The 18,042-nt window shown below is 71.0% G+C and carries 22 protein-coding genes; 14 read left to right on the top strand and 8 right to left on the bottom strand.

All coding sequences use genetic code 11. The annotated features are described in order from the left end of the window. Positions 1-10: 10 nt before the first annotated feature. Complete coding sequence (locus ACFY1H_RS32730; protein WP_386952876.1) at positions 11-358, bottom strand: DUF1330 domain-containing protein; 348 nt, start codon at positions 356-358, stop codon at positions 11-13. A 132-nt stretch (positions 359-490) separates the two neighbouring features. Here ACFY1H_RS32730 and ACFY1H_RS32725 point away from each other — a divergent pair, with 132 nt between their 5' ends. From ACFY1H_RS32725 to ACFY1H_RS32715, 3 genes are all read left to right on the top strand, one after another. After that, the gene (locus ACFY1H_RS32725) at positions 491-1,282 is read left to right on the top strand and encodes a maleylpyruvate isomerase family mycothiol-dependent enzyme (protein ID WP_386952874.1); all 792 of its coding nucleotides are present in this window, start codon (positions 491-493) and stop codon (positions 1,280-1,282) included. 56 nt (positions 1,283-1,338) lie between these two features. Continuing rightward, positions 1,339-1,923 carry a TetR/AcrR family transcriptional regulator gene (locus tag ACFY1H_RS32720; RefSeq protein ID WP_366584837.1) on the top strand — a complete coding sequence of 195 codons (585 nt, stop codon included), beginning with the start codon at positions 1,339-1,341 and terminating at the stop codon, positions 1,921-1,923. A gap of 87 nt (positions 1,924-2,010) precedes the next feature. Continuing rightward, a complete protein-coding gene (locus ACFY1H_RS32715) occupies positions 2,011-3,417 on the top strand; it encodes an amidase (protein WP_386952871.1) in 1,407 nt (468 codons plus the stop codon). 84 nt (positions 3,418-3,501) lie between these two features. Here ACFY1H_RS32715 and ACFY1H_RS32710 read toward each other — a convergent pair whose 3' ends face one another. Next, positions 3,502-4,386, bottom strand: a complete 885-nt coding sequence (locus tag ACFY1H_RS32710; protein ID WP_366582791.1) for a patatin-like phospholipase family protein — start codon at positions 4,384-4,386, stop codon at positions 3,502-3,504. Continuing rightward, entirely contained in the window at positions 4,383-5,405 is a 1,023-nt protein-coding gene (locus ACFY1H_RS32705) for a zinc-dependent alcohol dehydrogenase family protein (protein WP_386952868.1), read from the bottom strand. Before ACFY1H_RS32705 ends, ACFY1H_RS32710 begins: the two co-directional genes overlap by 4 nt. A 113-nt stretch (positions 5,406-5,518) precedes the next feature. On the opposite strand from ACFY1H_RS32705, the gene ACFY1H_RS32700 reads away from it, so the two are divergent. From ACFY1H_RS32700 to ACFY1H_RS32680, 5 genes are all read left to right on the top strand, one after another. Further along, positions 5,519-6,106 carry a TetR family transcriptional regulator gene (locus ACFY1H_RS32700; RefSeq protein WP_366582789.1) on the top strand — a complete coding sequence of 196 codons (588 nt, stop codon included), beginning with the start codon at positions 5,519-5,521 and terminating at the stop codon, positions 6,104-6,106. A 160-nt stretch (positions 6,107-6,266) separates the two neighbouring features. Further along, a complete protein-coding gene (locus tag ACFY1H_RS32695; protein ID WP_386952865.1) occupies positions 6,267-7,034 on the top strand; it encodes an SDR family oxidoreductase in 768 nt (255 codons plus the stop codon). Between the two features lie 84 nt (positions 7,035-7,118). Continuing rightward, positions 7,119-8,009, top strand: a complete 891-nt coding sequence (sigJ, locus tag ACFY1H_RS32690) for an RNA polymerase sigma factor SigJ (RefSeq protein ID WP_386952862.1) — start codon at positions 7,119-7,121, stop codon at positions 8,007-8,009. A 97-nt stretch (positions 8,010-8,106) separates the two neighbouring features. Further along, positions 8,107-8,565, top strand: coding sequence for a carboxymuconolactone decarboxylase family protein (locus tag ACFY1H_RS32685; protein ID WP_366582786.1), 459 nt, complete (start codon positions 8,107-8,109; stop codon positions 8,563-8,565). A 93-nt stretch (positions 8,566-8,658) separates the two neighbouring features. Then, positions 8,659-9,273 (top strand): FMN-dependent NADH-azoreductase, encoded by a 615-nt coding sequence (locus tag ACFY1H_RS32680; protein WP_386952858.1) that lies wholly within the window; start codon positions 8,659-8,661, stop codon positions 9,271-9,273. Positions 9,274-9,292: 19 nt separating this feature from the next. Here the strand turns inward: ACFY1H_RS32680 and ACFY1H_RS32675 are convergent, their stop codons facing one another. Together ACFY1H_RS32675 and ACFY1H_RS32670 are read right to left on the bottom strand one after the other, a co-directional pair. Then, positions 9,293-9,916 carry a dihydrofolate reductase family protein gene (locus tag ACFY1H_RS32675; RefSeq protein WP_366582784.1) on the bottom strand — a complete coding sequence of 208 codons (624 nt, stop codon included), beginning with the start codon at positions 9,914-9,916 and terminating at the stop codon, positions 9,293-9,295. A 65-nt stretch (positions 9,917-9,981) separates the two neighbouring features. Next, entirely contained in the window at positions 9,982-10,824 is an 843-nt protein-coding gene (locus ACFY1H_RS32670) for a helix-turn-helix domain-containing protein (protein WP_386952855.1), read from the bottom strand. A 277-nt stretch (positions 10,825-11,101) separates the two neighbouring features. Here ACFY1H_RS32670 and efeU point away from each other — a divergent pair, with 277 nt between their 5' ends. The 6 genes from efeU (at position 11,102) to ACFY1H_RS32640 (ending at position 15,547) form a co-directional block, all read left to right on the top strand. Continuing rightward, a complete protein-coding gene (gene efeU, locus ACFY1H_RS32665) occupies positions 11,102-11,962 on the top strand; it encodes an iron uptake transporter permease EfeU (protein WP_386952852.1) in 861 nt (286 codons plus the stop codon). A gap of 2 nt (positions 11,963-11,964) precedes the next feature. Beyond that, positions 11,965-13,110: an iron uptake system protein EfeO gene (efeO, locus tag ACFY1H_RS32660; protein ID WP_386952849.1), complete on the top strand. Its 1,146-nt coding sequence runs from the start codon at positions 11,965-11,967 to the stop codon at positions 13,108-13,110. A 151-nt stretch (positions 13,111-13,261) separates the two neighbouring features. Then, a complete protein-coding gene (locus ACFY1H_RS32655) occupies positions 13,262-14,122 on the top strand; it encodes an isocitrate lyase/PEP mutase family protein (protein ID WP_366582780.1) in 861 nt (286 codons plus the stop codon). Positions 14,123-14,215: 93 nt separating this feature from the next. Beyond that, positions 14,216-14,440 (top strand): helix-turn-helix domain-containing protein, encoded by a 225-nt coding sequence (locus tag ACFY1H_RS32650; RefSeq protein ID WP_364179631.1) that lies wholly within the window; start codon positions 14,216-14,218, stop codon positions 14,438-14,440. Next, positions 14,437-14,994 carry a Clp protease N-terminal domain-containing protein gene (locus tag ACFY1H_RS32645; RefSeq protein WP_386952844.1) on the top strand — a complete coding sequence of 186 codons (558 nt, stop codon included), beginning with the start codon at positions 14,437-14,439 and terminating at the stop codon, positions 14,992-14,994. Before ACFY1H_RS32650 ends, ACFY1H_RS32645 begins: the two co-directional genes overlap by 4 nt. A 274-nt stretch (positions 14,995-15,268) precedes the next feature. Then, on the top strand, positions 15,269-15,547 hold the full coding sequence (locus tag ACFY1H_RS32640; RefSeq protein WP_366582778.1) for a hypothetical protein: 279 nt from the start codon (positions 15,269-15,271) through the stop codon (positions 15,545-15,547). Positions 15,548-15,557: 10 nt separating this feature from the next. Here the strand turns inward: ACFY1H_RS32640 and ACFY1H_RS32635 are convergent, their stop codons facing one another. The 3 genes from ACFY1H_RS32635 to ACFY1H_RS32625 form a co-directional block, all read right to left on the bottom strand. Then, positions 15,558-15,986: a DUF1707 domain-containing protein gene (locus tag ACFY1H_RS32635; protein ID WP_366582777.1), complete on the bottom strand. Its 429-nt coding sequence runs from the start codon at positions 15,984-15,986 to the stop codon at positions 15,558-15,560. Positions 15,987-16,053: 67 nt separating this feature from the next. Then, positions 16,054-17,334, bottom strand: a complete 1,281-nt coding sequence (locus ACFY1H_RS32630; protein ID WP_386952840.1) for a sensor histidine kinase — start codon at positions 17,332-17,334, stop codon at positions 16,054-16,056. Positions 17,335-17,338: 4 nt separating this feature from the next. Then, the gene (locus ACFY1H_RS32625; protein ID WP_386952837.1) at positions 17,339-18,031 is read right to left on the bottom strand and encodes a response regulator transcription factor; all 693 of its coding nucleotides are present in this window, start codon (positions 18,029-18,031) and stop codon (positions 17,339-17,341) included. Positions 18,032-18,042: the final 11 nt, after the last annotated feature.

The raw sequence follows: 18,042 nt of genomic DNA, 5'->3' as shown, positions 1-18,042 counted from the left end.
CGCCGCGGGGTCAGGACTCCGGCCGCAGCAGGGGACGCAGGTCGTCGAGACGGTCGAACAGATGCCAGACGTAGGAGGACGAGCCGTTCTCACGGTGCGGGTGCAGGTCGGCCAGGGCCGGGTCGTTGCGGTAGCTGTCGAAGGCCGCGCGCGACTCCCACTCGACGACGATCATGACCTTGCGCGGCTCGATGTCGCCGGTGACCGACTCCTGGAACCGGCCCAGCGCGACCACACGACCGCCGTGCGCGGCGACCTCCCGCGGCGATCGCCGGGAGTAGGCCAGGTACTCCTCGCGGTCGGCGATGTCGAAGAGGTTGAGCGCGTAGACCGGTCCTCCGCCGTGTGGCTGCGACATGTGTGCTCCTTGCTCGAGTCCGTGACGTCTTCCCGCCGGCCGGGGCGCGCCTTCGGTTGACGATGATCACGCCGTCGATACTATGTCGGCTGACATACATACGAAAGCTCAGGCGGATATCGGAGCACATCGATGAACCCCCAGTCCAGCCACGGCAGCCAGACCGCGGTCCATCGTCCGCCGCCCGACGTGGGGTACTACCTCGACGAGCTGGCAGAACAGGGCCCGGCCTTGGTGGCCTCGGCCCGCCGGGCCGGCCCCGCCGACCGCGTCCCATTCTGTCCCGAGTGGACACTCGACGACCTCGTGACGCACACCACGAGCGTGTACCGCTGGGTCGAGCTGATCGTCCGAGGTGCGCGAAGCAGGCCACCCGCCCTGCCCGGGTCGGACCCCGATTCCCTCGCCGATCCCATCGAGTCCCTGGCCGCGGCTCACCACAGCGTGCTCGAAGCCCTTCGAACCGCGCCGGCCGGCCTGGCCTGCTGGACGATGTGGCCCGCCGCCGAGCCTCGGCTGTACTGGGCCCGGCGCATGGTGCACGAGACCGTCGTCCACGCCGTGGACGCGCGCAACGCCGGCCGGGAAAGCGGCCTCCGCGGCACCAGCCTCGACCCGGCACTCGCCGCGGACGGCGTCGACGAGATGGTCACCGGGTTCGCCCAGCGCTATGCCGCCACGTTGCGGGCCACGGTGCCCACTTCCCTCGGCCTGACGTGCTCCGAAACCGGATCGCGGTGGTGGGTGCGGATCGGGCCGGACAAACCGGAGTTCGGCCGCGGGCCCGCCACAGTGGACACGGAGGTGACCGCCCAGCCGGGCGAACTGCTTCTGCTGCTGTGGAACCGGCGCGACGCGACGGGCCTGGACGTGCGGGGAGACAGGCGCGCACTGGACGTCTGGGCCCGCGAAGCACACCTCTGACCCGATTTCGAGACCGCCACTAGACGACTGGTCTAATCTGCTGCTACGGTCGCCCCATGCCACCCAAAGTCGACACCCGCAAAAGCCTGCTCGACACCGCCCGGCGGATCGTCCTGGCCAAGGGTTACGCGGCGGTCGGCATCAACGAGGTGCTCGCCGACGCGGGCGTTCCGAAAGGGTCGTTCTACCACTGGTTCGACTCCAAGGACGCCTTCGGCGAGGCGATGATGAAGAGCTACTTCGACGACTACTTCGCCACCATGGACCGCATCGTCGCGGACAAGGCGAAGAGCTCGGCCGAGCACCTCATGCAGTACTGGCAGTACTTCCACGACACGCAGGCCGCGGACGACTGCCAGGGCGGCTGTCTGGTCGTCAAGCTGGGCGCGGAGATCGCCGACCTGTCGGAGGCCATGCGCGTCACGACGAAGGCCGGGACCGCGGCGATCATCGACCGGATCGAGCAGATGATCACCGACGGCGTGGCGGACGGGTCGGTGTCCATTCAGGACACTCCGCGCGCGACGGCCGAGACCCTGTACGACCTGTGGCTCGGGGCCAGCATGCTGGCGAAGATCCACGGCAGCGCCGCCCAGCTCGACCGGGCCCTGGCGGTCACCCGCCAGGTTCTGCACGTCTGATTTCGCACGTCCCCGTCGCCCGGTCTTCGGGTGCCATCAACTAGTAGACCGGTCTAATGTCATGGCCGGTCCAGGAGAGGAATCACGATGTCCGATCTCATCTGGTCCGACGCGACCGAGCTCGCGGAGTTGATCCGCACCGGGAAGGCGTCCTCCGTCGAGGTGGTACGAGCGCACCTCGACCGCATCGAGGCCACCAACCCGAAGGTCAACGCCGTCGTGACAGTCGCCGAAGGGGCCCTGGAGGCCGCGAAAGCGGCGGACGAAGAGCTCGCTTCGGGAGTCGAGGTGGGGCCGCTGCACGGCGTGCCCTTCACCGTCAAGGACTCGTTCGACACCGCCGGCGTGCTGACCCAGCGCGGTTCGCCGATCTTCGCCGGCCGCGTCCCGGACACGGACGCCACCGCGGTGGCGCGGCTGAAGAACGCCGGCGGGATCCTCCTGGCGAAGACCAACCTCCCGGAGTTCTCCTACGCCGTCGATTCCGACAACCTCCTGACAGGCGACACGAACAACCCCTGGGACCTCGACCGCACCGCCGGCGGTTCGAGCGGCGGCGAGTCCGGGGCGATCGCCGCCGGCATGTCACCGCTCGGGCTCGGCAGCGACCTGGCCATCTCCGTCCGCGGACCGGCCGCCAACACCGGAATCGTGTCCCTCAAGCCGACACACGGGCGCATTCCCATGACGGGCGCCTGGCCGCGCGAGCCGCGCCGCGACTGGCACGCCGGCCCCATGGCGCGCACCATCCGCGACCTCGCGCTGGCGTACTCGTTCCTCGCCGGCCCCGACGGCGCCGACGGCTTCTCCTCCACCGTCCCCGCCGGTCTCGACGCCGGCCTGGGCGCCGCGCCGGAGCGGACCGTCCACGTCGGCTGGCTGGTCGACTCCGGGCTCGGCCCCGTCGATCCCGAGGTCGCCGCGACCGTGCAGGCGGCCGCCGAAGCGCTGAGAGGCGCCGGGGTTCACGTCGACGCCGTCAGCATCCCGGCGCTCGAACGCGACACCCCGCTGGAACTGTTCAACCTGCAGCACGTGATGGAGGTGAAGCCCGCCTACGCCGAGGCCACCGCCGGCCACGCCGACCGGATGTACAAGGCGACCAAGTTCATGCGCGACGCCCCCGAAACGTCCATTGAGGACTACGTGCACGCCGAGCAGGGCATCGAGCGGCTCCGCGACGGCTTCGCCGCGTACTTCCAGCAGTACGACGCATTGCTGCTCCCGGTGACCACCGCCCCCGCGCAGAAGCGCGGAGCCACGGAGCTCACCCTCGACGGGAAGACGCTCAGCATCTTCCACGTGATGTCGACAACCGTCCCGTTCAACCTGACCGGGCTCCCCGCCCTGTCCATGCGTTTCGGGACGACCGCCGGCGGCCTGCCGATCGGCGTGCAACTGGCGGCCTCCTGGTACGCGGAGTCCACGATCCTGCACCTCGCCTCGGTGCTGGAGACGCTGAGCCCGGTCCGCGGACAGCACCCCGTCCTCTGACCGCTTCACGACACACCACGTCGGGCGCCTCGACGGGAGCGAGCTTGCTCCCGTCGAGGCGCCTGACGTGACCTTCGTGCCGGATCAGCCCTTCCACCAAGCGAGCAGTTCCGGAGCCAGGTCACGTGCCTGCTCGGCACCCGCCGTGGCCCCGACGTCGATGAAGCGCGGATCGAGCAAATCCACCGGCGCGCGGTAAAACGGGTCCGCGACGACGACGCGGACGCGGTAGCCCCGCTCGACCAGAAATGCCTCTTCGCGCTCGAGGTCCTGGGCTGCCAACGGTGCGACCACGAGCACCCGGCCCGGCTCCGAGCCCCGAGCACCGGCGGTCTCGGCGCGCAGGTCGACGACCAGGTCGGCGTTGGTGCCGGTCCGCACTCCCCCGTCCAGCCAGACCCCGCCGTCCACCGTGACCGGCGGAGCGACACCGGGGGCCGCGGTGGAACAGGCGACCCCGACGGCGAGGGGAATGCCGTCGGAAGCCGACCAAGCCCGCGCCTGGCCGGTACCGGCGTTCACCGACATCATCCGCAGCCGGGGCGACCACGGGCCCGCGGGCAGCATCGCCTGCCACAGATCTTCAGCCCGGTCAACGGAAATCGGTGGCATCGCCACCATCGCGGCCCGGCCGACCGCCCCCGCCGAACCTTTCTCGGCATCCGTCACGAGCGCTTCGAACAGTTGGGTGTCCGGGCGCCCGGCTGACGCGTTTTTCGCGTGCCAGGTGGCACGTTCACGCATCAGAGCCGGAACTTCCGCGAGGCCGTCGGGCTGGATCGTCAGCCAGGCACCGACCACCGAGCCGGCCGACGTCCCCATGACCACATCGGACTCGGCCAGCGGGACTCCGGCAGCCCGCAATCCGTTCAGCAGAGCCGAGGTCCACGACGCCCCCACCGGGCCACCGCCGCCCAGAACCAGAGCGTTGCCCGGCGCGGCCTCGGAACCTGACGAGCGCTGGTTCACTTGCGCGGTCCAGTCTCCGGGTTCCCGGGCGAAACCGCGACAACGACCTTGCCGACCTGGTTGCCGGCCTCCAGGTAGCGGTGCGCTTCGGCGAAGTCGTCCATCGGAAACACCTTGTCGACGACGGGAATGAAGTCCCCGGCGACAATGCCCTCGCGAACGTGGTCCACCGCGGCGGCCAGACGGCGGCTGTCGGAGGCGAGCTCCATGACCCCGAAGCCGCGGACGGTGAGCCGCTTGAGCAGCAACGCCATCACGTTCACGGTCGCGGGCGTGAAGTCGAGCACGCCGTAGACGACGAGGATCGCGTTGTCGGCAGCGGCTTCGACCAACGTCGCGAGGACCGGGCCGCCGACCGCGTCGAAAATGACCCTTGCGCCCCGGCCGTCGGTCAGCTCCCGGATCCGGGCGACGACGTCCTCTTCGGCGGTGGCGATCACGACGTCCGCGCCGGCGTCCAGAAGTTGTTGCCGCTTCGCGCTGGTACGGGTCAGCGCCACGGTTTTCGCCCCCGCCCGCCGGGCGGTCTGGATGGCCGCGAGGCCCACGCTGCTGGACGCGGCCGAGATCACCACGGTGTCCCCGGGTTGCGTCCCGGCGATCTCCACCAGGCCACCGTAGGCGGTGATGTACTGCATCCACGTCGAGGCCGCCTGCTCGAAGGAGAGTTCTTCGGGGTGGGCCACGACGGCGTGTGCGGGCGCGAGAACCGCTTCGCCGTGCATCGGGTAGTCGAGCAGGTTGAACGCGGGCAGAACGCTGACGGCTTCGCCGACCCGAAGCCCGTCGACCCCGTCGCCGACGGCCGCGATCACGCCCGCGGCTTCGTAACCCAGGCCGGCGGGGAAGACCGGGCTGACGCTGTACAGCCCTTGGCGGAACAGCGCGTCCGCCCGGTTGAGCCCCCACGCGCGGGTGTGGATCAGCACCTCGCCGGGACCCGGCTCCGGCTCGGGCGCCTCTTCGAACTGCAGCACCTCGGGACCACCGATCCGGTGGAAACGCACGTTACGGCTCATGGCGGGACTCCTCGTGATCGACCTGTGCAGAGCCCCGATTATGTCGCACGTCATAGTCTCCCGTGCCACTCAATATGTCGTTCGTCATACATGGAAAGCGGTAGACTCGGGTCATGGCTCGACGTTCAGACACCAAGCAGCGCATGGTCGGGGCCGCCCGCCAGCTCATCCGCGAACACGGCTACAGCGCCATGGCGCTGTCCGACGTGGTCGAGCGCAGCGCCTCCCCGCGCGGGTCGATCTACCACCACTTTCCCGAGGGCAAGGTGCAGATGGCCGCCGAAGCGGCCGAGGAGCACACCCGCGAGCAGGTCGACATGATCAACCGGCTCGCCGGGGAGGCCGCCACGGCCGAGGATCTGGTGCGGGCCTACGTCGACCTGGCCCGTGAGGGCATGCAGACCAGCGGTTATGGGCGTGGGTGCACCATCGCCCCGCTGGTGATCGAGATCGGCGATTCCTCCGAGGAACTGGGTGCCGCCAGCCGGCGCGCGTTCTTCCTCATGGTCGAGACCCTGGCGCTCCAGCTCGTCGTGCTCGGTGCCGACGCGGCCGGCGCCCGCGAGCTGGCCCACGCGACAGTGGCCGGTGTCGAGGGCGCGATGGTGACCTCCCGCGCGCTGCGCAGCACCGAACCGTTCGACGCGGTCCGCGACGTCGTGGCGAGCCGCGCGCAGGCGGTCACCAAGCCCCGCGACTGACCCGGCGGGTCGGCTGGATCACTCTGCCGGGTGGCTCAAATTATGTCGTCCGACATACATACGTGGTAGCGTCGCCGACGAGACCGACGCTGGGGTCGCGGCGAGGTGTCGTCCGCCGCCGTGACTCTCCCCAACCACTCTGCGAACTGGAGATCCAGACATGTCGTCCATCCTCATCACCGGCGCCTCCCAGGGAATCGGCCGCGCCATGGCGTTGGAGCTCGCCGGCCGTGGCCACCGCGTCATCGGCACCGCCCGCAACCCCGAGAACCTGGCCGATCTGCCCCTCGCGGAGCGGCTCCGGCTCGACGTCACCGACCAGGCCAGCGTCGACGCGGCGATCAAGGCCGCGGGCCGGATCGACGTCGTGGTCAACAACGCCGGCGAGACCATGCGCGCGCCGCTGGAGACCGTCCCGGTGTCCGAGGTCGCGCGGCTGTTCGACCTGAACGCACTCGGCGCGCTGCGCGTCGTCCAGGCCGCTCTGCCTGGTATGCGCGAACGCGGCTCCGGCCACCTGGTGTTCCTCTCCAGCATCCAGGGCCGGATGGTGCTGCCGATCATCGGCCCGTACGGGATGAGCAAGTGGGCGGTGGAAGCCATGGCCGAGGTGCTGGCCATCGAAACCGGCCACTTCGGCGTGAAAGTCAGCCTCGTCCAGCCCGGTGTGGTCGCCACCGACGGCGGCGCGAAAGCCAAGGTCTACCGCACCGACGACGACCCCTACGGTCCCCTGTTCGACGAGCTGCCCAAGACCCGCGGCGACGTCGTGACGCCCGAGGAGGTGGCCAAGGTCGTGGCCGACACCATCGAGCAGGAAAACCCGCCGCTGCGCGTGCCGGCCGGCGCGACCGCGACCACGGTCCTGGCCGCCCGCAAGACCGCGCCGGAAGACGAGGTTTTCTTCCCCTACGACATCAACTGGTGACCACCGGCGGCACGGGCTGTCCGGCGATCATCCGGATTCGGATGGGTACGCTGGCCCCACGTGCCGGAGGAGGTTGCGGTCTGCATGGGTGATGGGCATGCGCCCGGACTGTCCGAGCAGGAGGACAGGCTCGGCGCCGAGTGGGAGACGCATCGGCCTGCGGTCTTCGGCGTGGCCTACCGGCTGCTGGGAAGCGTCGCCGACGCCGAGGACGTGGCCCAGGACGTGTGGCTGAGGGCCGCCGGCTCCGATCTGCGCGAGGTCGAGGACCTGCGGGCCTGGCTGGTCACGGTCGCCGCGCGGCGGTCGTACGACATCCTCAAGAGCGCCCGGTCGCGCCGGGAGGCCTATGTCGGGCCGTGGCTGCCGGAGCCGCTGCTGACGGGACCGGACGCTTCGGAGCCGGTGCTCGTCGACGAGTCCGTCGGCGCGGCGATGATGCTCGTCATGGAGGAGCTGAGCCCGCCGGAGCGGGTGGCCTTCGTCCTGCACGACGTCTTCGCTTTCGAGTTCGGGCGGATCGCAGAGGTGCTGGACGTCTCCGTGCCGGCGGCCCGGCAGCTCGCCTCGCGGGCGCGGCGGCGGGTGGCCAAGGCGAAGCAGTCCCCTTCGCAGGCAACGAAAGCCGAGCGTGAACGGGTGCTGGCGACCTTCCGCGCCGCCTACGAATCCGGCGACCTGGCCGGCCTGGTCCGGCTCCTGCACCCCGACGCCGTCTACGTCACCGACGGCGGCGGCAAGGTCTCGGCCGCACGCAAGCTCATCCACGGCGGCGAGCGCATCGCCGAGGTGATGGTGCGCGTGGGTCACCAGTGGCGTCCGGACCGGATCGATCTCGTCGAGGTGGGCGGCGAGCTCGGTCTCGTGTTCCGCCGCGACGGCAGCGTGTACTCCGTCGACACGGTGCAGATCACGGACGGTCTGATCACGGCGTACCGCAGGGTCCTGAACCCGGACAAACTTTCGCGGGTCTGAGCTGTCACGTCCGGAGGGGCTGCCTCGTCTCCCTGCCGAGAACGCACGACGCGCCCGGAGGGCGCGGCTCGGACCACACGAAGGAATCGAAGCAACTGTGACGAACACCCAGCGCGTCAGCATCGACAAGCAGCACCCGGCCTCCTACAAGGCCCTCATCGCCCTTTCGACGGAGGCGGACGCCGGCGCCGTCGCGGCCGGGCTCGACCCGCTCCTGGTCGAGCTGGTGCGGATCCGCACCTCCCAGATCAACGGCTGCGCGTTCTGCCTGCGCATGCACACCCGTGACTCGCTCAAGAAGGGCGAGAACCCCGACCGGATCGCCGTGCTGCCCGCGTGGGAGGAGACCGGCTACTTCTCGGCGACGGACCGCGCCGCTCTGCGCCTGGCCGAGGCGATCACCCGCGTCGCGGACGGACACGTCAGCGACGAGGACTACGCGGCCGCCGCAGCCGAGCTCACCGAAGACCAGATCTCGGCGGTCTCCTGGCTGGTCACGGTGATGAACGCCTTCAACCGCGTCGCCATCACCAGCCGCTACCACGTCGCAGCCTGAGCTCGCCCCCACCAGCCTGCCGGGCGCCAGGCAGGCTGGTGGCCACGGCGGCTGCCGAAAAAACCGCTCGATCGCACCGAAAGTCACCAGTACATGCCCACGCTCCTGCACCTCGACAGCTCGATCTGGCCCGGCGACGCGTCCACCTCGCGTGCCGTGACGGCCGCCTTTCGCGGCGAGTGGGAGGCCCAGCACCCCGACGGAACGGTGATCCACCGCGACCTGGCCGCCGACCCGCTCCCCCACATCACCGACGACGGGTTCACCGCCGGGAACGAGGACCCGCTGCGGGCCACGCTGGCCCGTGAGCTCGAACAGGCCGACGTCGTCCTGATCGCCGCCCCGATGTACAACCTCACGGTTCCCAGCACGCTCAAGGCCTGGATCGACCAGGTGATGGTCCCCGGTCGCATCATCGGTGAGCGGCCCTCCGCCGCGGGCACGCCGGTGGTGGTCGTCTCCAGCCGCGGCAGCACCTACCGGCCCGGCACCCCTCGTGACGGCGGGGATTTCGTGGTCCCCTACCTGACCACGCTTTTCGCCACCTACTTCGGCATCACCGAGGTCGAGTTCATCATCGCCGAGCTCACCTCCGCCGTGAAACGGGCGTGGGGGCCGGAAGCTGTCCGCCGGTACGAAGCGTCCCTGGCCCGGGCGCACGAGGACGCCGTCACCAAGGCCAAGGAGCTGGCCGCCCGCTTCGCCTGAGCCGCACCGGGCACCGGACCTAGCGGCGCACCTTGTACCGGAGGTGCAGAACCCTGTCGCTGGGGATGACCACGTGGGGGTCGTCCAGGAGGTGCCGGCTGTCGATGCCGCCGAAGAAGCGTTTGCCCGACCCGAAAACCACCGGGACGACGTCCATCGCCACCTCGTCCACGAGGCCGGCCGCGAGAATCTGGCCGCCGACTTCGCCGGCGTTGACCGCGACGGTCCGGTCGCCGGCGAGCTCCTGGGCCTTGTCGATCGCGGCCGGCACGCCGTCGACGAAGTGGTAGGACGCCTCGGGGTGCCAGCCCTCGGGTTTGGGCCGGTGCGACACCACGACCACGTGCTCGCCCGCGGGCGGTTTGCCCTCCCAGCCGTTCACGAGGTCGAACAGGTGGCGGCCCATCACGATCACGCCGATCGTCGCCCACGTCGACCGGACGTAATCGGCCGAAGCGGTTGAAACCTTGAAGGCGTTTCCGGCTCCGGAATGGTCGAAGCCTGCCTCGTCTTCGCCTCCGCCGCGGTCGATGATCGGGTCGTCACCGCTGAAGTACCAGTCGTGGAGCGGACCGACGTCGTCCTTCTCGTCGGCGATGAAGCCGTCCACCGACGCCACGCTGTTCATGATCACCGTGCCCACATTCACTCCTCGGGTCGCCTCGCGCCGATCTTGCCGTCCGCCCGTGGCCGCGGGCTTGTAAAAATTCACTCGGCCGGCATCGGACCGTGGTCGGGCGGGAAGTCCCGCTCGGCGGGGATCCGCCGCCGCAGAGCCAGGTACTCCGTCGGGGTGTGGCCGGTGAAGTCCTTGAACTCCCGGCTGAGGTGCGCCTGGTCGAAATAGCCCGCCGTGTGCGCGAGACCCGGCCAGTCGACCGGCCCCCGCGCGTCGACCGACAGGATCAGCCGCGCGAAGCGGTAGATCCGCGCGACCCGCTTCGGGGTGAGGCCGACGTGCGCCTTGAACTGCGTGGCCAGGTGGTTGACGCTCACCCCGGCCGAACCGCTCAGCGCCCCGACCGGGATCGCCCCGCCGGCGGCCGCCAGGCGCCCGGCGGTGTGCTGAACCAGATCGAGCCCGCGCGGCGGGCCCTCGGCCAGCGCCGAGCGCAGCTCTTCCTCCAGCACGCGGAGCATCTCGGTGTCCGAAGTGAGGTCGCCGAGGTGGTAACGAAGCCGATCCACCGACCGCGGCCACACCGCGTCGGCCGGCACCCACCGGTCCCGCAGCTCGTTCGCCGCCACCCTGGCGAACGGCGAGATCCCCCACGGCTTGAAGTGCACCCCCACCAGCCGCACCAGGCCGGGGTACTCGACGAGGAACCGCCTGGTCCACACCCCCGCGAACAACCCGCCGAGGACCGGCACCACCGGCATCGAGGGGTCGGAATCCCGCAGCAGGAACGGCGCGCCCAGGTTGAGGAACAAGTGCGCCGACGGCATCGGCGGCACGATCATCCGACGGTGGCGCGGCACCCCGGTCAGGCAGTAGACGTCGTCGACGAACCGGTCCAGCGGCGGCGCGGGCACCCGGCGGACGTAGTGCATCGGTCCAGTGTGGCCGACCGAGCACCGCATCGCGAGGACCTGGCCGGGCTCCGGAGTTCGGGAGGCGCGCAGCCGAGGACGCGTCTTTGCCCGGGCTGATGCGCGCCCTTCGTCGCTCCACGATGGATCCTCCTCGGCCGATGGGAGCCTCGTGTTCTCGTCCGATTTGTCCCGATTAAAAAACTGGACAAATCGGCGGCCGCAGCCTGGATTTCAGGTGAGGCTTACCTAAAGACTGGCGGGGTCCGACCGTCGAGTGACCCCGAGGAGCCGCGCAGTGTTGTTCTCCAGCCTCTTGATCGGGATGCGCGAGGGGCTCGAGGCGGCGCTCGTCGTGAGCATCCTGGTGGCGTTCCTGGTCAAGACCGACCGGCGGGCGGCGCTGCGCTGGGTGTGGCCCGGCGTCGTGGCGGCGGTGGTGTTGTCCGTGGCCGTGGGCGCCGTGCTCACCTACACCACGGCGAACCTGACCTTCGAGCACCAGGAACTGGTCGGGGGTGTGCTGTCGATCGTGGCGGTCGCGTTCGTCACGGTGATGATCTTCTGGATGCGCACGGCCGCCCGGCACATCTCGGCCGAGCTGCGCGGGAAGATGGAGAACGCGCTGAAGCTGGGGCCCGCGGCGATCGTGCTCGTGTCGTTCCTGTCGGTGGGGCGGGAGGGCCTGGAGACGTCGGTCTTCTTCTACGCGTCGGTGCAGACCGCGCGCGGCGACACCGCCTTGCCGCTGCTGGGTTTCACGGCCGGGATCGTGATCGCGGTGGCGCTGGCCTGGCTGCTCTACCGCGGCGCGCTGCGGTTCGACCTGGGCAAGTTCTTCAAGGTCACCGGAGTTCTGCTGGTGTTCGTGGCCGCCGGGGTCCTGGGATACGGGCTGCACGACCTGCAGGAGGGCGCTTTCCTTCCCGGGCTGTCCACGCTGGCGTTCGACGCATCGGCCGTGGTGCCCGAGACCTCGTGGTACGGCGCGTTGCTCAAGGGCATCTTCAACTACTCCCAGCAGACCACGGTTCTGCAGGCGATCGCCTGGGTGGCCTACGTCGCGATCGTCCTGCCGCTGTTCCTGCGCCCCGCGCGCGACAAGTCCCGTACGACGGCGACCGCGCAGCCGGCCGCGGCCCGCGACCCGAAGGAGTGACGATGGTCAAGACCGGACGGACCGGCCCGGCAGTGAGCGCGGGCGCGACGCTGGCCGCGCTCGTCTCGGCGTGCGGCGGCGCACCGCCCTCCGCGGCGAACGGCACGCCGGCCGCGCCGATCACGGTCACCGCCTCGGACTCCGCGTGCCAGGTGTCGGCGACGAGCGCGCCGGCGGGGAACCTGACGTTCCAGATCGCCAACCACGGAACGAAAGTCACCGAGTTCTACCTCTACGGTGACGGCGATCGGATCATGGGCGAAGTGGAGAACATCGCGCCCGGGCTGACCCGGCGCCTGATCGTGGAGATCGCCGACGGCGGCACCTACCAGACGGCCTGCAAACCCGGGATGGCCGGCGCCGGCATCCGCGGCCCGTTCACCGTCACCGGCGGAGCGGCCAAGGGCACCGACGCCAACGCCCAGCTCGCCGAGGCCGCGCGCGGCTACGCCCGCTACGTCTCCGTCCAGACCGGCGCGTTCGCCGAAGAAACCCGCAAGTTCGCCACGGCGGTCAAGGCCCACGACGTCGCCGCCGCAAAGGCCCAGTACGCCCGGACCCGCGTCTACTACGAGCGGATCGAACCGGTCGCGGCCAAGTTCGGCGATCTCGACCCGGCCGTCGACGTGCGCGAGGCCGACCTCCAGCCGGGGCAGCGGTTCACGGGCTTCCACCGCCTGGAGAAGGACCTGTGGGTCACCGGGTTGCGGCCGGACTCCGCCGCGATCGCCGACCGGCTCGTCGCCGACGTCACGACCCTCGGCCAGAAAGCGTCCGCGCTGCGGCTGAGCGCGCTGGATCTGGCCAACGGGGCCAAGAGCCTGCTCGACGAAGTCGCGACGGGCAAGATCACCGGCGAGGAAGAAGCGTTCTCCCACACCGACCTGTCGGACTTCCAAGCCAATGTGGACGGTTCCAAGGGTGCGATCCAGGCCCTGCGCCCGGTCTTGACGCAGCGCAACCCCGCGCTGGTGGCAACACTCGACACGCGGTTCGCGGCCGTGCAGACCTTGCTGGACGCCCAGCGCACGGGGGACACGTTCAAGCTGTACACCGAGCTGACGCAGGAGCAGATCAAGAAGTTCGCGGCCGCGGTGGACGCGTTGTCCGAGCCGCTCAGCAAGGTCGCGGAGGTCGTCGCGCGGTAACCGCGGCTCACCCGCTCGGAGGGTACGCCGAACACCACCCGATCGAGGAAACCGTCTTGCCGCAAGCCTTCCGCACGATAGGGAGCCGTTAACCCGGCCCCGGCCACCATCGGTACCAAGATCATCCACATCCCATTCCAAGGAGATCAAGGTGCGTCACGGCGAAAGCCTTCGTTCGGCCATTCGCTCGGACTCGATCACCCCGCTCATCGGCGTCTTCGACATGTTCTCCGCGTCGGTCGCGGCGCAGCACTACGACGGACTGTTCGTCTCGGGATTCGGCTTCGCCGCGTCCCACTACGGGCTGCCCGACATCGGGTTCATCGCGTGGCCCGACATGGTCGCCTTCGTGCAGCGGCTGCGCCTGGCGCTGCCGCGCCACCACCTGCTCGTCGACATCGACGACGGGTACGTCGACCCCGAGGTCGCGGGCCACGTCGTGCAGCAGCTGGAGCAGCTCGGCGCGTCCGGCGTCATCCTCGAGGACCAGAAGCGGCCCCGCCGGTGCGGCCACGTCGACGGCAAGCAGGTCCTGCCTTTGGAGGAGTACCTCGAGAAGCTCGACCTCGTGCTGTCCGCCCGCCGGGATCTCGTTGTCGTCGCCCGCACGGACGCCACCGAGCACGACGAGATCCTCCGCCGCGCCGAAGCCCTGGCCCGGACCGACGCGGACGTGGTCCTCATCGACGGCGTCCGCTCCGCCGGGGCCATCACGGAGATCCGGACGGTGATCGGCGACAAACCGTTGCTGTTCAACCAGATCGCGGGCGGCAAGTCGCCGCGCCTGTCCCTGCCTGAGCTGTCGGCGCTCGGGGTCGACGTCGCGATCTACAGCACGCCTTGCCTGTTCGCCGCGCAGGAGGCCATGGACAACGCCCTCATCCGCCTGCGCCACGACGACGGGCGGCTCCCCGAGCTCGGCGCCGACGGGGTCGGGGTCGCGCAGTCGCTCGGTTTGCTGGAACGCAACATCAGCCGCCACCACGCGGCGCCGGCCCGAAGCGGCGCCTGATCCCGGGGGCCGGCCGTTCGTTCCGGCCGGCCCTTTTCGGGCGATCGTCAGCTTATGTTGACACCTCGGGTGTCGTCAGCTTATGTTGACGATATGAAGACACGAGCAGAGATCGCCGAGAGCGCGGCCAGTTCCGACCCCGACGTCGGGCTGCGGGCGGTGGCGGCGTTGCGGGCGCTGACCGAGGAACTCGAGACGCTGCAGGTGGATCGGGCGCGCTTGTCGGGGTGGTCGTGGCAGGACATCGCGGCCCGGCTCGGCGTGAGCAAGCAGACGGTGCACCGCAAGCACGGCCGCAGAATCCGGGGGCCGAAATGAGGAACCGGCAGTTCGCCGACGACGCCCGCGCCCTGGTCCGGACGGCCCAGGAACGCGCCCGCGCGCTCGGCCATCCCGGGATCGGCTCCGAGCACCTGCTGTTCGCGGTCGCGGACGCCCCGACCCGTGTGGGCGAGGTGGCCCGCGAGTACGGCCTGACCCCCGCCGGAGTGGCCACCCAGACCGACCGCCTCCTGGCCGGGCCGCGCCCCCCGTTCGCCAACGTGGACGCGGCCGCCCTCGCCGCGATCGGCATCGACCTGGACGCGGTCCGCGAAGCCGTCGAGGCCAACTTCGGCCCCTTCCCGGCACCTTCGCCGCGCACCCGACGCCACCCGAAGCTCCCCGGCCACCTCCCGATCACCGGCCGGGCCCGATCCTGCCTCCAGGCCGCCGTCACCGAGGCCGGACGCCGCGGCGTGTCCCCCGCCGGCGCGCACCACCTCGGCGCCGTCGTGGTCGGCACGCCTGAGGGCTTGGTGCCGCCGATCCTGGCAGCGTTGGGCATCTCCGCGCCGACGCTGCGGGCAGCGCTGCTCGAACGCACACCATGACCCGCCAGGGCTTTTCGTCGCGTCTCCCCGCCTGCGCCAACCACCTCGGCGCCGTCGTGGTCGGCACGCCTGGCGGCCTCGTGCCCACCGATCCTGGCGACCGTCGGCATCTCCGCGCCGACACTGCGGGCCGCGCTATTCGAACGCACACCATGAGCCGCCAAGGCTTGCCGCCGGGTCTCCCCGCCGGCGCGAGCCGCACCGGCGTTGCAGTGCTTGGCATGCCCGGCCGCCCCGCGCCCAAGCTGCGGGCAGCGCTGCTCGAACGCACGCCATGACCCGCCGGGGGTTGTGGTGGCTGCTTGCGGTAGCCGGGGCGGCGTGGGTGGGCAGCTGGCGCATCATCTACCTCGAAGTGACCCGCTGGCACCACCTGGACGCGCGTCTGCGGTTCACCCCGCCGCCGGGGCCGGTGGGTGGTCCGGTTGCCCACGCGGGGGTGCCGGTGATCATGGCGCGCGCGGTCGCCGGGGTTGCGCCGTTGGTGTGCGTCGCGGCCGTCGTGGTGCTGGTCGCCCGAGCGTCCACAAAGGACAAACAACCGGACCGCTGACCGGCCACGGTCAGTCGTGGCCGAAGCCGTGGTGGGGGCCGTCGTCGGTGATGCCGTGGGCGGCGAGGAGGAGCAGCGCCACGAAGGTGAGGACGGTGGCCGCGATGAGGAAGGCCCGGCGGCGGGAGCCGGCGGTGGCGCTGCGGCCGGTGAGGGTCGTGAAGTCGGCGGCCAGCTGGTGGGCGGCGAGCGTCAGCACGGGCCGCCAGCCGGAGGCGGGGGCGGGCGCGGCGGAACGTGGCAGGTCGGCGAGGACCGCGTCGAGCTCATGGCGGAAGCGGGCGGCGTAGATCGTCGCGGTGCGGTCCTCGACTTCGGCCAGGGACAGCCGGCCTTCGCCGACGGCCGCGTGCAGCGCCGTGGCGGCGGTTTCGCGCTCGGCGTCGGAACAGCGGATGCCCTCGGGCGCCCGCTCCGCGCGGGACTCGTCTGCGGTCATGGTTCCTCCCGGCCGAGCTGGGGTCCGAAACTCTCGCCGAAATTCTACACGAACGTAGTAGCTTCGGTCAGGGCTCGAGCGGCAGCAGCAGCGTGAAGACGGCGGGCTGCGGGCGAGTCACGCGCAGTCGCCCGCCTTCGGCTTCGGCCAGGCGGCGCGCGAGCGCGAGGCCGATCCCCGTCCCCCGGGCGCCCGGAGAGCGGCGGTGGAACACGTCGGTGCCCGGGGTGATCCCCTCGCCTTCGTCGGCGACGTCGACGGCGAGCACGTCGCCGGCGTCGCGGGCGGTGACCGTGACCGTGCCGGCGCCGTGGCGCAATGCGTTGTCCAGCAGCACAGTCATGATCTGCCGCAGCACCGGGCCGGACAGCTGCGCGCCCGCGACGACGGGCTCGACGGTGAGCACGAGCGCGCGCCCGTGGTCGGCCAGGGCAGGCGCCCACTCCAGCTCGATGGCGGCGAGCTCGTCGGCCGCGGCGGTGGCGGCGCGGACCGGCGGGGTGTCGCGGGCCAGGGCGAGCAGGTCGGTGACGGTCCGGTCGAGCCGCCCGGTGGTCGCGACGCCGGCCTCGACCACGTCACGCAGGTTCGCATGAGGGTTCTCCAGCGCGGCTTCCAGCTGCAGGCGAAGTCCGGCGAGCGGCGTGCGCAGCTGGTGGGAGGCGTCGGCGGAGAAAGCGCGTTCCCGGGCGAGCAGGTCGTCGAGCCGGACGGCGGTGGAGTCGAGGGACTCCCCGACGGAGTCGATCTCGGGAATGCCCGCCCGGTCCGCGCGGATGCTGAAGTCGCCGTCGCCCAGGTCCCGCGCGGTCGCCGACAGCTTCTCGAGCGGACGCGCCAGCCGGCGCGCCTGACGGCGGGCCACCAGGTAGGCCGACAGCAGCGCGACGACGGCCAGGCCCGCCATGCCGAGCCAGGTCAGGCCGGTGTGCCAGTAGACCTCGGTCCGCGCGGTGGCGGCGCGGACGAGCGCGACGACCGTTCCGTCGTCGTCGATGGGCACGACCACCACGAGGTCGTCGGCGGTGTCCGCGGGGACGACGCCGTCGGCGCCCGCCGCTTCCCCGGCCTCGGCGAGCGTGGCCGGGCCGGCGCCGGCGAGCAACGTGCCCTGGGGGCTGTACACCGCGACCGAGGTGGGGTCTTCGGTGCTCGGCGTCCGGTCCGGGGTGCGGTGACGCAGGATGTCGCCCGAGACGTCGAGCGCGTAGGAGTCGGCGGCGCGTTCCAGCTCGGCGCGCTCGGCCGTGACGAAGTACCGCGCCACGGCGACCGCCAGCGGGACCCCGAACAACCCGATCGCGACCAACGCGGCGAGCACCGTCGTCAGGACGATGCGGCGGCGCACGCGCTCACCCTTCCGGTTCCTCGAGCCGGTAGCCGTGCCGGCGCAGGGTGGCGATCTCGGGCATCGGGCCCGGCGCGCCGGCGTCGGCCAGCTTGCGCCGCAGCGTCGCGATGTGGACGTCGAGCGTTTTGGTGGAGCCGAACCAGTGCGCGTCCCAGACGTCGGCCATCAGCGTCTCCCGGCTCACGGCGTTGCCCGGTTCCTGCGCCAGCCGCAGCAGGAGCTCGAACTCCTTGGCGCGCAAGGCCAGCTCGCCACCGTCCACAGTGACCCGCCGCGCCGCCGGATCGATCTTCAGCCGGCCGAGGGTGATCTCGCCCAGGCTCCGGTCGGTCGAATGGCGCCGCAGGTGCGCCCGCAGGCGCGCGTGCAGCTCGCCGAGCGGCACCGGCTTCACGAGGTAGTCGTCCGCGCCCGCTTCGAGGCCCACCACCACGTCCATCTCGTCGGCGCGCGCGGTCAGCATCACGATCACGCACGCGGGCAACGCGCCGCGCAGCTCGCGGCAGACCTCGGTGCCGTCGAGATCGGGCAGGCCGAGGTCGAGCAGGACCAGGTCGCACGGCTGCTTCGCGGCGTCGTGCAGGGCGGTGCGGCCCTGCGTGTGCCACGCGACTTCGTGCCCGTGCTGGGTCAGGCTCGTGTGCAGGACCTCACCGATGGTGCGGTCGTCTTCGACGAGGAGAACTCGGGCCATGCCCCGACAAT

Origin of the sequence: Amycolatopsis sp. NPDC001319, from assembly GCF_042896185.1 — a bacterium.
GTDB lineage: Bacteria > Actinomycetota > Actinomycetes > Mycobacteriales > Pseudonocardiaceae > Amycolatopsis.
The sequence above is the reverse complement of the archived record's forward strand: the minus strand, read 5'-3'. Positions and strand labels throughout refer to the sequence as shown.